Consider the following 14,499-nt stretch of genomic DNA (forward strand, 5'->3'; position numbering starts at 1 on the left):
ATTCGCGATAGCCAAGCTGAGTGTCGCGGAGCCGGTTTTGGGGAATAGGTTAACGGTAGACCCGCGGACTCTGACTCCGTTAGTCCTGGTTCGAATCCAGGTTCCCCAGCCAATCTTTTTGAACGAACTTCATAGCTCCCGATCGGCTGCTCTGGCTGCGACCAGCCATTCCAAGGCGTCCCACAAGACCTGTAAACTTCATGGTTAACGCAACGTTAACCGCAATCGCTGAGGTTGAAGCCCAAGGATCTGATGATTCTGACATCCTCAGCGAGGATATCTTCTCACACGCCGTATACCTCAAAGCCGCTATGAGGTTCTAGAAGACGATCAGGCCGGCACTCGTTCGAGCGGCGCGAACGCGTCAGCCTCTGGACATGTTCCGGAGTAATTCCGGCGCGCTGGCGCAGACGAACCAGCCATTCGCGAAGTCGCAATCCTCAGCCTGACCGATCTTGCCATAGAGGAACGGTTCCCCATCGGGCGTTCGAATGACGCCGCCCGCGGCGCGCAGCACAGCATCGCCTGCAGCGGTGTCCCATTCCATCGTCCGCCCGAAGCGCGGATAGAGGTCCGCCTCTCCCTCGGCCAAGAGGCAGAATTTAAGCGAGGAGCCGACCGCGACGGTCTGCGCGCCCGGATAGCCAGCGATAAAGCGGTCCGTTTCTGTCGTTCGGTGAGAAGAACTGGCGACAACGCGTAGCGGCGACGAAGGCGGCTGGCAGGAGATTGAGCGCCGCTCCTGCACTTCGCCCTTTGCCATGTCGACAGTGGCAAGGGCCGCTCCCTCCGGCGCACCCATCCACAGCAGGCTGCGGGCCGGCGCCAGCACCACGCCAACGGTCGGCACGCCCTGCTCTACCAGAGCGATATTGACGGTGAAGTCACCGCTGCCCTTGATGAACTCTTTGGTGCCGTCCAGAGGATCGACGAGGATGAAGTGTCCGCCAGAGATATCGGGCTGGCGGCCATCGGCCATCGACTCTTCCGCGACGACAGGGACGTCCGGCATCTCCGCGTCGAGGCCCTTGAGGATAATGGCCTCACCCGCTCGATCCGCTTCCGTGACCGGCGATTCGTCGCCTTTTCGCTCGACATCGATGCCTCGAGCGCGCACGGAGAGAATCGCCTGTCCGGCCTCAACGGCAAGCCGTTCGAAAAGGCGCAGAACGGCTTCGCTTTGCATCAGATATAGCCCCGCTCGGCCATCCATGCCTCAATTTCGTCCGCCATCTCTTCCGGCGTCCGATCTCCTGCCTTGAGATGGATTTCGGCGCGCTCCGGCAATTCGAACGGACTATCAACACCGGTGAAGTTCTTGATCTCTCCGGAATAGGCTTTTTTGTAGAGACCTTTCGGATCACGCCGTGCGCATTCCTCGATTGGCGTGTCGACCCAGATCGTGATCATCTCTCCCGCGTCCAGCATATCGCGCACCATACGGCGTTCGGCGCGGAAGGGGGAGATGAACGAGCAAAGAACGATCAAACCCGCATCGGACATGAGTTTGGCCACTTCGCCGACACGGCGGATGTTTTCGACACGGTCTTCGGCGGTGAAGCCGAGATCGCGGTTGAGGCCGTGACGTACATTGTCGCCGTCCAGCGTATAAGTATGCTTGCCCTTGGCATGCAACCGCTTCTCAAGAATATTAGCCACGGTCGACTTGCCCGACCCCGAAAGGCCTGTAAACCATAGTACCGCAGGCTTCTGGCCCTTCGCTTCGGCCCTGGAGGCCTTATTCACATCGAGTGCCTGCCAATGGATATTGTCGGCACGGCGCAGCGCAAAATTGATCATGCCCGCGCCAACCGTCGCATTCGTCACGCGGTCGATCAGAACAAACGCGCCCGTGGACCGATTCGCTGCGTACGGATCGAAAGCCAGATCGCTCTGCGTGGCGATGTTGATGACGCCGACCTCGTTCAGATCGAGATGCCGGGCTGCTTCTTCGGCGAAAGTATTGACGTCGACCTTGTGTTTAAGCGCTGTCACATTGGCCGAAATCTGGTCTGTTTCGGTCCGAAGAATATACGACCGGCCCGGCATGAGCGGCTGTTCGTCGAACCAGACGATATCGGCCTCGAACTGATCGGCCACATGTGGCCGCGCCTCCGGCGCAACGAGCATGTTGCCCCGAGAGACTTCGATCTCGTCTTCCAGAACCAGTGTGACGGCCTGACCGGCTTGCGCAGCCTCCAGGTCGCCATCCATGGTCACGATGCGCGAAACACGCGAAGATTTGCCGCTTTTCGCAACGACGACCTCGTCGTCAAGCGCTACCGAGCCAGACGCAACCGTACCGGCAAAGCCGCGAAAATCGAGATGCGGTCGGTTGACGTACTGCACCGGAAAACGCAGCGGCAGGTCGCTGACACGGTCATCGACCGTAATGTCTTCCAAGTGGTCGAGAAGCGTCGGTCCCTTATACCAGTCCATATTCTGGCTGCGCGTGGTGACATTGTCGCCGTAGCGCGCGCTCATCGGAATGGGAGTAACGGTTTCAAAGCCGAAATCCGCCGCGAACGACCGGTACTCGCCGACAATACGCTCGAACACCGCCTGATCGTAATCCGCAAGATCGATCTTGTTGACCGCGACGACGATATGGCGGATGCCGAGCAGCGAAGCGATGAAGGAATGCCGGCGGGTCTGCGGTAGAACGCCCTTTCTCGCATCGATCAGAACGATTGCCAGATCGGCGGTCGAAGCGCCGGTCGCCATGTTGCGCGTATATTGCTCATGGCCAGGCGTATCGGCGACGATGAATTTCCGCTTCGACGTGGCGAAGAAGCGGTATGCCACATCGATGGTGATACCCTGCTCGCGCTCACTCTCGAGTCCATCGACAAGAAGCGCGAAATCGATGTCTTCGCCGGTAGTGCCGAATTTCTTCGACTCATTTTCCAATGAAGCGAGTTGATCCTCGAAGATCAGCTTGGTGTCGTAGAGGAGCCGTCCGATCAGGGTGGACTTTCCATCGTCCACCGAGCCGCAGGTAAGGAATCGCAGGAAGCTCTTGGATTCCTGCTCTGCGAGAAAGGCCGCAACGGCATCGGCAGCCGCTGCGTTTCGCTCTTCGTCCTTTAACGGGGCGCTTGCAAGTACGCTCATCAGAAATACCCCTCGCGCTTTTTCTTTTCCATGGAGCCGGCCTCGTCCTTATCGATCATTCGGCCCTGGCGTTCCGAGGTGCGGGCGATCAGCATTTCGGCGACGATGCCTTCCAACGTGTCCGCCTCGCTTTCGATTGCGCCGGTCAGCGGATAGCAACCCAGCGTGCGGAAACGAACCATGCGATCCTCGATCTTCTCACCGGCAGCGATCTCCATCCGCTCATCGTCACGCATGATGAGAGTGCCGTCGCGCTCAACCACCGGACGGGCCTTGGCGAAATAGAGCGGGACGATCGGGATCTCCTCCTGCAGGATGTACTGCCAGATATCCAGTTCCGTCCAGTTGGAGAGCGGGAAGACACGGATCGATTCACCCTTGGCGACACGCGTATTGTAGATATTCCACATTTCCGGCCGCTGGTTCTTCGGATCCCAGCCGTGACTGGCATTACGAAACGAAAAAATGCGTTCCTTGGCGCGGCTTTTCTCTTCATCGCGCCGGGCGCCGCCAAATGCCGCGTCGAAACCATATTTGTCGAGCGCCTGGCGCAGCCCGACCGTTTTGTAGAGATGGGTATGAACCGACGAGCCGTGTGTGAAAGGACCGACGCCGTCGGCGCGTGCTTCCTCATTGGTATGAACCAGAAGATCGAAACCCTTTTCGCGCGCCATGCGATCGCGAAATTCGATCATCTCGCGAAATTTCCAAGTGGTGTCGACATGCAGGAAGGGAAAGGGCGGCGGCGCAGGATAAAACGCCTTCAGCGCCAGATGAAGCATCACAGACGAATCCTTGCCCACTGAATAGAGCATGACGGGATTGTCGAAACTGGCCGCCACTTCGCGGAAGATATGGATCGATTCCGCTTCGAGGCGCTGAAGATGGGAAAGGGGGGCGTTCATGCAGTTTTCCTGTTCGCTTTCTGCAAACCGACGATCGCAGATGGCCTAACTATGACCCGCGAGACGTCTGGCAAAGGAATAGTCGATTAAATTTTTGGCAGAGATTAGGAGGCTTTGCTTGAGGTTTTCAAGTTTCCGTCAAAACGTTTGATTGTACGCGCCCACCGCATCGTGCCTTCGCAAAAGGCCATCAATCGCTTCGAACATCGCCTTCTTGCGATTTTCAGAGACGGGGCTTTCGACGACGACGACGATTTCCGGTTTGTTGGACGAGGCGCGAACCAGGCCCCAGTTGCCCTCGTCATCGGTCACGCGAATGCCATTGACTGTGTTGGTCGCAGAGATGGGGCGGCCCGCAAGCGCGGCCCCCTCTTCTTCCATCGCCAGGATGTCTTTCACGACATCTTCGACCACCCCATATTTCAGTTCGTCGGCGCAATGCGCGCTCATGGTCGGTGAACCATAGGTGACAGGCAGCTCGTCGTAGAGCGCGCCGAGCGAATAATCCGGATTGCGATCCACCATTCGTAAAACTGCGATCGCTGTCAGAAGGCCGTCATCGTAGCCGCGGCCGTAGGGCGGGCCGAAGAAAAAATGTCCGGACTTTTCGAAGCCTGCAGTAGCGCCGAGATCTCGCACCCGCCGCTTGATATAGGAATGCCCCGTCTTGAAATAATCGGTCTGCGCGCCGAGCTCCTTCAGAATGGGGTCGGTGTGGTAAAGTCCGGTCGACTTGACGTCGACGACGAACTGACCGCCGCCCTGCTCCTTCGCCATATCCCGCGCCAGCATGACGCCGATCTTGTCGGCGAAGATTTCCCGACCGGTATCGTCCACCACGCCGCAACGGTCGCCATCGCCATCGAAACCGAATGCCAGATCGGCCCCGTGTTCGGTCACCGCCGCCGCCATGGTGTGCAGCATTTCCATGTCTTCGGGATTGGGATTGTATCGCGGAAAGCTATGATCCAAATCGCAGTCGAGCGGGATTACCTCGCACCCGAGCCGTTCCAGCATATCCGGCGCGAAAGCGCCTGCCGTGCCATTGCCACACGCACAAACGACCTTGAGTCGACGGCCGATTGCTATTCCACTGACGACTTCGTCCAGATAGCGTGTGCGGAAGCCATCGATCTGCTCATAAAAGCCGCCATCAGCCGTTTCATACGCGCCGGACAGCACAATATCCCGAAGGGCGGCCATATCATCCGGCCCGAAGGTGACAGGCCGGTCGCAGCCCATCTTTACGCCAGTCCAGCCATTTTCATTATGGCTTGCCGTCACCATAGCGACAGACGGAGCGTCCAAGGCGAATTGCGCGAAGTAGGCCATTGGAGATAGCGCCAGACCGATATCCAGAACCTCCGCACCGCCGGCCATAAGCCCCTGCGCAAGCGCCAGCTTGATCGACAGCGAGTAGGATCGGAAATCATGTCCAACGACAATCCGCTGACCAATGCCTTTTTGCCGGATCAGCGTCGCCAGTCCCATCCCGAGCGCCTGGACACCGAGCAGATTGAGTTCCGGCGGCTTGTCGCTGGACGGGTGGCCGAACCACCAGCGCGCATCGTACTCACGAAAACCGGTCGGTTTGACGAGTGGCTGTGTCTCGAAAGCGTAGCTGTTGGGAGAAAGATCGGCGGAAGGTTTCATTGCTTCACCTTGTCGAGAAGAGACATGTCAGCCCTTGGCAACGGCATCGAGAGCCATCAGTCGCTCCAGCATCTCCTCCATCCGGTCGAGCGGCACCATATTCGGGCCATCCGACGGCGCATTGTCCGGGTCTTGATGGGTTTCGACAAACAGACCCGCAACCCCCACGGCAATGGCGGCGCGAGACAGCGTCTCGACGAAGCGACGTTCACCGCCCGAGGAACCGCCCTGCCCGCCCGGCTGCTGAACCGAATGTGTCGCATCGAAAATGATGGGCGCGCCAGTCTCGGCCATGATCGGCAGCGAACGCATGTCGGAGACCAGCGTGTTATAGCCGAAGGATGCGCCGCGCTCGGTAAGAAGAACGTTTGAGTTGCCGCTCTCGACAATCTTGTCGAGAACGTTCTTCATATCCCACGGAGCAAGAAACTGGCCCTTTTTGACGTTGACGGTCTTGCCGGTCTTCGCAGCCGCAATCAGCAGATCGGTCTGCCGGCAGAGGAAGGCCGGTATCTGCAGAATATCGACGGATTCGGCCACCGCCACGCATTGCTCTTCGGTATGAACATCGGTCAGAACCGGTACATCGAGATCGGTCTTCAGGTCGGCGAAAACCGGCAGCGCCTCGTCCAGGCCGATTCCACGCTTGCCTGAAAGGGAGGTGCGATTGGCCTTGTCAAACGAGGATTTATAGACGAGCCCCAGGCCAAGACGCCCGCAAATTTCCTTCAACGCCCCAGCCATATCGAATGCATGGCCACGGCTCTCCATCTGGCACGGCCCTGCGATGAGGGTGAAGGGCGCATCATTTGCAAATGATACCGGTCCGACCCGGACCGTACGGTTGGCCTCGGCCATAAGCGATTTGTCTCCAATTGAAACGTCGCGCCCTTCTAGCGACAAATGGAGCGTTTTGCCAACGCGCGGGCGCATTCAACGATGCGCCGTTAAACGGTCACGCAAGCCTCTTATTATCGACACTGCTGACAGTAGGGTGGCGGGAGCGAACATGGATCAATCTTTACGCCGCAAGGCCGTGCATTAGCTTTTTCGGAAGAATGCTGAACGCTCAGAGGGAGGCCAAATCGATGACGGCACTTTTCGCGAAAGTTCTGGACGACGCACCGTTGCTCGCGCTTTTCCGGCAGACCCGCCAGCGCAGCCTCTCCATGATCGAGGGGCTGGAGCCGGAAGATATGGCGGTGCAGTCCATGGAGGATGCCAGCCCGACCAAATGGCATCTGGCGCATACGAGCTGGTTCTTCGAAGAATTCGTGCTGCGGCCACACGATCCCTCTTACGTATCTCCCGACGAGCGTTTCGCCTTCCTATTCAACTCCTATTATGTGCAGGCCGGCCCGCGCTATACGCGAGCCCAACGCGGCCTCGTCACACGACCCACAATCGGCGATGTTCTCGCATATCGCGCTAGGGTCGATGCTGCTGTGGAGCAACTCGTCGAGAGTGGCAGAGCGCCCGCCGATATCGTCGAACTCGGCTGCCATCACGAGATGCAGCATCAAGAACTGATGCTGACCGATCTGCTCCATGTGCTGAGCCACAATCCGCTCCGCCCCGCATATCGCAAGCCCGCCCCGCTTGAAGTGCGGGAGAACGCCGATCTTTCATGGCTCGCTTTCGAGGGAGGCATTCTGCCAATCGGCCATGGCGACGAGACCTTTGCCTACGATTGCGAGACGCCACGGCACGAACAGCTGATCCGACCGTTCGAGATCGCCAATCGCTGCGTCACAAACCGCGAGTGGATCGCCTTCATTGAGGATGGCGGCTATTCGCGCGCACCGCTTTGGCTGATGGACGGATTCGCCACCGTTCAACGGGAAGGGTGGCAGGCGCCTGCCTATTGGTGGCAGGAAGACGGGCAATGGATGCAATTCAGCCTGCGAGGCGCCCAGCCAGTCGATCCCAATGCGCCTGTCAGCCATATCAGCTATTACGAAGCCGATGCCTATGCACGTTGGGTCGGTGCGCGCCTGCCGTCGGAATTTGAATGGGAAATTGCCTCGGGACCGGTGGCGAGCGGGAATTTTCATGAAAGTGGACGCTTGCGCCCGGCTTCTGCGCAACCTGGCGAAGGTGCTTTGCAGATGTGGGGCGATGTCTGGGAATGGACCGCCTCTGCCTTCCTGCCTTACCCGGGTTTTCAGACTGCGGAAGGCGCAGTTGGCGAATATAACGGGAAGTTCATGGTCAATCAGTTCGTTCTGCGGGGCGGATCGTGTTTTACGCCCTCTGCCCAGATGCGCCGCAGCTATCGCAATTTCTTCTACCCGCATCACCGCTGGCAGATGACCGGTTTGAGGCTGGCGCGCGATGCTTGAGCGGCTGAACACCACCTTTCGCGACTCGGTCCTTGGCGGTTTATCGCAGCATCCCAAGACACTTGAACCGAAATGGTTTTACGACGCCGTCGGCTCCGCCCTGTTCGACCAGATCTGCCTTTTACCCGAATATTACCCGACCCGGACGGAGACCGCGATCCTTCGTGAGCGAGCTGACGATATAGCGGAGGCGCTAGGCGCTGGCGTCGTACTTTACGAGCCTGGCGCTGGATCGCTCAGCAAGGCCCGTATCGTACTCGAGGCCCTCGAAGCCCCTTCCCGTTTCGTGCCCACCGACATTTCGTCCACACATCTTCACGAAGCAGCCGAAGATGTGCGCGAAGCCTTTCCCGATCTGGCAATCGAGCCCATCGCGTGCGACTTCACAAAACATCTGGCTATACCGCCGAGCGTTGAAGACGATATGCCGGTCACATTGTTCTTTCCCGGCTCCACAATCGGCAATTTCGAGCCGGGCGAAGCGGAAGCCCTTCTTCGCCGGTTCCGTGAGGAGAGCGGTGCGCAGCATCTTCTGATCGGGGTCGATCTGGTCAAGGATCGCAATACGCTCGTGGCTGCGTATGACGACGCTGCGGGTGTGACGGCTGCCTTCAATCTCAACCTGCTCGAACGGATCAATCGCGAACTTGGCGGCGATTTCGTTATCGAGAAATTCCAGCACGTCGCTCTCTTCAATGAAGAGAAAAGCCGAATCGAAATGCATCTGGAGAGCTTGGAGGATCAGGAAGCGAGCATCGCTGGCAGCAGCATTCAATTTACCGCTGGCGAACGTCTCCATACCGAGAATTCTTACAAATACTCACCGGATCGTTTCAGCACCATGGCCGCACGAGCCGGCTGGAACGAGTCACTCGTCTGGACGGACGATAAGAATTGGTTTGGCGTGTTTCTTTTCACCGCCGCTGCGTGACGTCAGCGGCGACGGACAATCGTTTCAGCCATTCGAAGAAAAGGAATGGCGCGAGTGACGGGGCTCGAACCCGCGACCTCCGGCGTGACAGGCCGGCACTCTAACCAACTGAGCTACACCCGCGCATCGAAACGGCCAGCGCGTTTTGCGCCGCCGCGTTCCGTGGAGCGCTGATTACGGTTTCGGCCTCGCACTGTCAACATGATTGCGGCCACGCGAGCATGTTTTTCCGGCCTGACAGCAAACAGCCATTTCCAAGACCACGGAATGTCATTCCGGCTTCTTTTCGGTCTTGCGTCGCAATGGCAGACATCGTAGGCGTCTTGCGTCAGCCCAGACCCCTGTCGGGCGGTTAGCTCAGCTGGTAGAGCGCCTCGTTTACACCGAGGATGTCGGGAGTTCGAGTCTCTCACCGCCCACCATTTTCCTTCACCGTAGCGGTCCGAATTCGGTCTTCGCCGAACGGCCGGCGTTTATCTCAACCAACTCAATTACTCGGTTGAAGGCTCGTCCGGCAATGACGGCCGACTTGCATGACCGAAAAATTAAAAGGGCCGATGCACTGCACATCGGCCCTTGCTTATCGATCAATTGTCCGGGCCGGAGGCATAGCGACCCGGCCAGTGCAAATCATTTCTTGTTTACGGAATCCTTCAGGCCCTTGCCGGCCGTGAACTTCGGCACGTTGCGGGCCGGAATGTCGACCTCTGCGCCGGTCTGCGGGTTACGGCCCTTGGAGGCGCCACGATGGCTCACCGAAAAATTGCCGAAACCAACAAGACGGACATCGCCGCCCTTGCTGAGTTCGCCCTGAATGGCGTCAAACACTGCGTCGACAGCATCGCCGGCTTCCGACTTGGACATGCTGGTTTTCTCGGCAACTGCTGCGACGAGTTCGTTCTTATTCATGGGGATTCTCCTCTTCGAATCTTTTCCACCAAAATAGCCTGCGGCTCTTGTTCGGCACGTATTGTCCAGCCATTCACGCTAGTAGAATAACAGGGGCCAGCCACAGATACAGAAAATTCAGGCCCTGAAAAGGCAGAAAAGGCCGGAAAACCCGGCCTTTTCCCCTAATTTCTGTGGAACAGAGGCCTTAATGCGCCACTGTGGACTCGGCACCGTCGGAAACGGCCGGAACCGCTACAACCTCCGGTTCTGTCCACTCGATCGGTTCGGGCATACGGGTCAGCGCGTGGCTGAGCACTTCGCCCACCCGGCTGACGGGTACGATTTCGAGGCCATCCTTCACATTCTCCGGAATGTCGGCGAGGTCCTTGGCGTTGTCTGACGGTATCAAAACCTTCTTGATGCCGCCGCGATGTGCCGCAAGCAACTTCTCCTTCAGGCCGCCAATGGGTAGAACCCTCCCGCGTAGCGTCACCTCGCCGGTCATGGCGATGTCCTTGCGCACCGGGATGCCAGTCATGACAGAAACGATGGACGTTGCCATAGCGATACCGGCAGACGGACCATCCTTTGGCGTAGCGCCTTCCGGAACGTGGACGTGGATATCCCGCCGGTCGAAGATGGGAGGTTCGATACCAAAATCGACGGCACGGCTCCTCACATAGGAAGCGGCCGCAGAAATCGACTCCTTCATCACATCCTTCAGGTTGCCGGTAACAGTCATCTTTCCTTTGCCCGGCATCATCACGCCTTCGATCGTCAGCAATTCGCCGCCGACCTCCGTCCATGCCAAACCCGTCACGACACCGATCTGGTCTTCGCCCTCTGCTTCGCCGTAGCGGAAGCGCGGCACGCCAAGAAACTCTTCCAGATTATCCTTGGTGACGGATACGGTTTCGACGTCGGCCTCCTTGAGAATTTTTGTGACAGCCTTGCGCGCCAGCGTCATCAGCTCACGCTCCAGATTGCGGACACCGGCTTCGCGCGTATAGGTCCGCACGATCTGGCGGATCGCTTCTTCGCCTACCGAGAACTCGTCTTTCTTCAGGGCGTGGTCCTTAATGGCTTTCGGCAGCAGGTGCCGCTTGGCGATCTCGACCTTCTCGTCCTCGGTATAACCGGCGATCCGTATGATCTCCATGCGGTCCATCAGCGGAGCCGGAATGTTCAGCGAGTTCGCCGTGGTGATGAACATCACATTGGACAGATCGTAATCGACCTCGAGATAGTGATCGGCAAAGGTGTTGTTCTGAGCCGGATCGAGCACTTCGAGCAGCGCCGAAGACGGATCGCCCCGGAAGTCCTGACCAAGCTTGTCGATTTCGTCGAGCAGGAAGAGCGGATTGTTCTTCTTGGCCTTCTTCATCGACTGAATGATCTTGCCCGGCATCGAGCCGATATAGGTGCGCCGATGGCCGCGAATTTCCGCCTCATCGCGGACGCCGCCTAGCGCCATGCGCACATATTCGCGGCCTGTCGCCTTGGCGATGGACTGCGCGAGCGACGTCTTGCCGACGCCGGGAGGGCCGACGAGGCACAGGATCGGACCTTTCAGCTTGCTCTGCCGGCTCTGCACCGCGAGATATTCGACGATCCGCTCCTTGACCTTTTCCAGGCCGTAGTGATCGTCGTCCAGCACCTTCTGCGCCGCATTCAGGTCGTTCTTGACCCGTGACTTGCGGCCCCACGGAATGGAAAGTAGCCAGTCGAGATAATTGCGAACAACCGTGGCTTCCGCGCTCATCGGGCTCATGGCGCGAAGCTTCTTCATCTCCGCTTCGGCCTTTTCACGGGCCTCCTTGGAGAGCTTTGTGCTCTTTATACGCTCTTCAAGTTCGCCAAGCTCGTCGCGACCGTCCTCGCCTTCGCCAAGCTCTTTCTGAATGGCCTTCATCTGCTCATTCAGATAATATTCGCGCTGGGTCTTCTCCATCTGGCGCTTGACGCGCGAGCGGATGCGCTTTTCGACCTGCAGAACGGAGATTTCGGCTTCCATGAAGCCCATGGCCTTTTCCAGCCGATCCTTGACCGGGATCGTCGCCAGCATCTCTTGCTTTTCTGGAATCTTGATCGCCAGATGGCTGGCAATGGTATCGGCGAGCTTTGAGAACTCTTCAATCTGCCCGGCGGCGCCCACAACCTCTGGGCTGATCTTCTTGTTCAGCTTGACGTAGTTTTCGAAGTCGGAAACCACCGAGCGGGCCAGCGCCTCGATCTCGACAGCATCCTCATCGGGTTCGCCAAGGATCTCGGCATCGGCCTCATGAAACTCCTCGCGATCGGTGAACGCGGTCAGGCGGGCGCGGGACTGACCTTCCACCAGCACCTTCACCGTTCCGTCGGGCAGCTTCAAAAGCTGCATCACCGTCGCAAGCGTACCGATCTCGTAAATATCCTCCGACGCCGGATCGTCGTCGGTCGAATTCTTCTGCGTGGCAAGAAGGATCTGCTTGTCGGCGCTCATCACATCCTCAAGAGCGGCAATCGACTTGCTGCGTCCGACGAAGAGCGGAACGATCATGTGCGGAAAAACCACGATATCGCGCAAGGGAAGCACGGCATAACGGCCTTCGGCAATAATGTCGGCCTGCTGTTGCTTACTAGGCATCTTATTCCTTTCCTGGCCCGGCGGGCCATACGGCAGCGTCTCCAGCATCCCGGAAGCCGGCAATGATCGAGGAGGCGCCCACTTTGGATTCCCCGCGAATCCGTTCGAACCAATGTGGCGTCGAACTCTGTCTGTTTCAAGGATTTCAGGCTTTTCCACGCATTCTTGTGAAAGCTGCCCTCCCGGAACCGTCTGGCGGCGGCAGGGGTGTTTGGAACCGAAGCGGACAAATGGTATTTCATTGATGAGACAGAGCCTGCCCCGCTTTACCGAGGAATCAGATCATCACTTCCTATCGTGCCCCTCTACCCTCGGTGAAGACATTCTATACTCTCGTTCTCGCCGGCCTGACCTGTCTGATTTTAAGTGTTTTATCAGCCTTCGCGCAGTCAGGTGGTGACGGTCCGCCCAGCCGTTGGTTCGAAGTCGATCAATTGAACCCAGGCCTACCGCCAGCCGAAACCGATCTACTTCGTGAAACCCCGCAATCGTCCCTCGAAACCTTTCTGACGCTGGCGCGCGAAAAGCGCTATGCCGACGCCGCGCATCTGCTCGATCTTACCGATATCGAGATAGACGATCAGGAACGGATTGGTTTCGAACGCGCCGCGCAACTTTTCGCGGTTCTTGACCGGAAAATCTGGATCGACTGGGATTCGCTGCCCGATCGACCGGATGCGCTCGATCCAAGGGGATCGAGCCGTGATGCCAGCGCCGGCGAAGCGCAGCGCGACATCAGTCTCGGACAGCTTTCACTGGAATACCGACCGGTTTCGATAAGGCTGCGGCGGATCAAAGAGGGCGCAGGCGATCCCGTATGGATTTTCTCGCGCCAGACGGTCGGCAATATCGAAGGTCTCTACGACGCTTATGGCCCAAGCCGTTTCGAAAAATGGCTGCCTCAGCCTCTCGCGCAGAACACGCCACTCGGTGTCGCGGTCTGGGAATTGATTGCCCTGCCCATCGCGATCATCGTTCTCGTAGCCGTCTTTCTAATCGTCTATCGAGGGCTGCGCAGCTTTCAGTCGCGAACCGATCACAGCGTGGCTGCGGAACTGCTCGAAGCCATCGCCCTACCCGCGGCGTCCATGCTCACCGGCATCGTCGGTTGGCTTTTAACGCGATATTTGTTCGTTTTCTCCGCACCGGTCGATGTGTTCATGACACCGCTATGGACGGCATTTCTGGTCCTGGCGCTGATCTTTCTGTTCGTACGTGTCTTCGACACGGTGCTCGACCGCGTCTTCGCCCGCAACATCGACGACATCTCGAAGCCCGAGAACGAAGGCGACCGCGAATTACAGACCAATTTGTCAGCAGCGCGCCGGATCGCGCTTCTGGTCGTGGCTGTGGCGGGCTTCGGAATCGTGCTCCTTCAAACCAATGTCTTCGATGGAATGGCGGTGGCGCTCCTCGGTTCGGCGGGTCTGCTGACGCTTGTCGTCGGGTTCGCCGCGCGTTCGGCCCTCTCGTCCATCATGTCGTCGCTGCAGATCGCCTTATCCAAATCAGCCAAGATCGGTGACGATGTGCTGTTCGAAGGCTACTGGTGCACGGTCGAGCGGATCAATTTCACCTTCATTCAGCTTAGGAGCTGGGACAGGCGGCGCATCATCGTGCCAGTCGACTATTTTGTCAGCCATCCCTTCGAAAACTGGACCAAACAGGATGCGACGATTACGAAATATGTCGAGTTGCGGTTGAACCATCTGGCCGACCTGAAACCGATGAGGGAACGGTTTCAGCAGTTCGTCGAGGATGACGAGGATATTCTGACGAAGAACGAATCCAAGGTTCAGGTGGTCGATCACGATGCGACCGGAATGCTCGTACGCTTTTATGCCGATGCCCGCGATCCGACAACCGGCTGGAACATGCAGTGCCGGCTGCGTGAGGCCATGCTCATGGCTGCTGCCGAACTTGAGCCGAAACGCGGTGACGAGGCGCTTTATCTGCCCGCCGAACGTGAGGCGAAAATCGTCGATCTAACCAAGGATATGTCCGAACAGCGGACATCATCTGAGAGCGACTGAAATC

The 14,499-nt window shown here is 58.2% G+C and carries 10 protein-coding genes and 3 tRNA genes; 5 read left to right on the top strand and 8 right to left on the bottom strand.

The genetic code is table 11. From position 1 onward, the window contains the following. Positions 1-38: 38 nt before the first annotated feature. Positions 39-112 (top strand) — tRNA-Gln (locus tag NIM86_RS03160). A 252-nt stretch (positions 113-364) separates the two neighbouring features. Here the strand turns inward: NIM86_RS03160 and cysQ are convergent. The 5 genes from cysQ to kdsA all read right to left on the bottom strand — a co-directional run bounded on the left by cysQ (position 365) and on the right by kdsA (position 6,530). Further along, positions 365-1,213 (bottom strand): 3'(2'),5'-bisphosphate nucleotidase CysQ, encoded by an 849-nt coding sequence (gene cysQ / locus NIM86_RS03165; protein WP_253379037.1) that lies wholly within the window; start codon positions 1,211-1,213, stop codon positions 365-367. Beyond that, entirely contained in the window at positions 1,186-3,114 is a 1,929-nt protein-coding gene (gene cysN, locus NIM86_RS03170) for a sulfate adenylyltransferase subunit CysN (RefSeq protein ID WP_253379039.1), read from the bottom strand. Before cysN ends, cysQ begins: the two co-directional genes overlap by 28 nt. Further along, positions 3,114-4,019 (bottom strand): sulfate adenylyltransferase subunit CysD, encoded by a 906-nt coding sequence (gene cysD / locus NIM86_RS03175; RefSeq protein ID WP_253379041.1) that lies wholly within the window; start codon positions 4,017-4,019, stop codon positions 3,114-3,116. The genes cysN and cysD overlap by 1 nt, the downstream gene beginning before the upstream one ends. 138 nt (positions 4,020-4,157) lie before the next feature. After that, positions 4,158-5,672 carry a phosphomannomutase/phosphoglucomutase gene (locus tag NIM86_RS03180; RefSeq protein ID WP_253379043.1) on the bottom strand — a complete coding sequence of 505 codons (1,515 nt, stop codon included), beginning with the start codon at positions 5,670-5,672 and terminating at the stop codon, positions 4,158-4,160. Positions 5,673-5,699: 27 nt separating this feature from the next. Continuing rightward, the gene (gene kdsA / locus NIM86_RS03185) at positions 5,700-6,530 is read right to left on the bottom strand and encodes a 3-deoxy-8-phosphooctulonate synthase (protein ID WP_253380683.1); all 831 of its coding nucleotides are present in this window, start codon (positions 6,528-6,530) and stop codon (positions 5,700-5,702) included. A gap of 230 nt (positions 6,531-6,760) precedes the next feature. Between kdsA and egtB the strand changes: the two genes are divergently transcribed. Continuing rightward, on the top strand, positions 6,761-8,014 hold the full coding sequence (egtB, locus tag NIM86_RS03190) for an ergothioneine biosynthesis protein EgtB (RefSeq protein ID WP_253379045.1): 1,254 nt from the start codon (positions 6,761-6,763) through the stop codon (positions 8,012-8,014). Then, on the top strand, positions 8,007-8,945 hold the full coding sequence (egtD, locus tag NIM86_RS03195) for an L-histidine N(alpha)-methyltransferase (protein ID WP_253379047.1): 939 nt from the start codon (positions 8,007-8,009) through the stop codon (positions 8,943-8,945). Before egtB ends, egtD begins: the two co-directional genes overlap by 8 nt. A 46-nt stretch (positions 8,946-8,991) precedes the next feature. On the opposite strand, the gene NIM86_RS03200 is transcribed toward egtD, so the two are convergent. Continuing rightward, positions 8,992-9,068, bottom strand: a tRNA-Asp gene (locus NIM86_RS03200). Between the two features lie 223 nt (positions 9,069-9,291). On the opposite strand from NIM86_RS03200, the gene NIM86_RS03205 reads away from it, so the two are divergent. Beyond that, a tRNA-Val gene (locus tag NIM86_RS03205) sits at positions 9,292-9,367 on the top strand. A gap of 208 nt (positions 9,368-9,575) precedes the next feature. Here NIM86_RS03205 and hupB read toward each other — a convergent pair. Beyond that, positions 9,576-9,854: a DNA-binding protein HupB gene (gene hupB / locus NIM86_RS03210; protein ID WP_253379048.1), complete on the bottom strand. Its 279-nt coding sequence runs from the start codon at positions 9,852-9,854 to the stop codon at positions 9,576-9,578. A gap of 187 nt (positions 9,855-10,041) precedes the next feature. Next, positions 10,042-12,462: an endopeptidase La gene (gene lon / locus NIM86_RS03215; RefSeq protein ID WP_253379049.1), complete on the bottom strand. Its 2,421-nt coding sequence runs from the start codon at positions 12,460-12,462 to the stop codon at positions 10,042-10,044. Between the two features lie 314 nt (positions 12,463-12,776). On the opposite strand from lon, the gene NIM86_RS17240 reads away from it, so the two are divergent. Continuing rightward, positions 12,777-14,495 carry a mechanosensitive ion channel domain-containing protein gene (locus NIM86_RS17240; protein WP_253379050.1) on the top strand — a complete coding sequence of 573 codons (1,719 nt, stop codon included), beginning with the start codon at positions 12,777-12,779 and terminating at the stop codon, positions 14,493-14,495. Positions 14,496-14,499: the final 4 nt, after the last annotated feature.

Source organism: Notoacmeibacter sp. MSK16QG-6, assembly GCF_024158145.1.
GTDB lineage: Bacteria > Pseudomonadota > Alphaproteobacteria > Rhizobiales > Rhizobiaceae > Notoacmeibacter.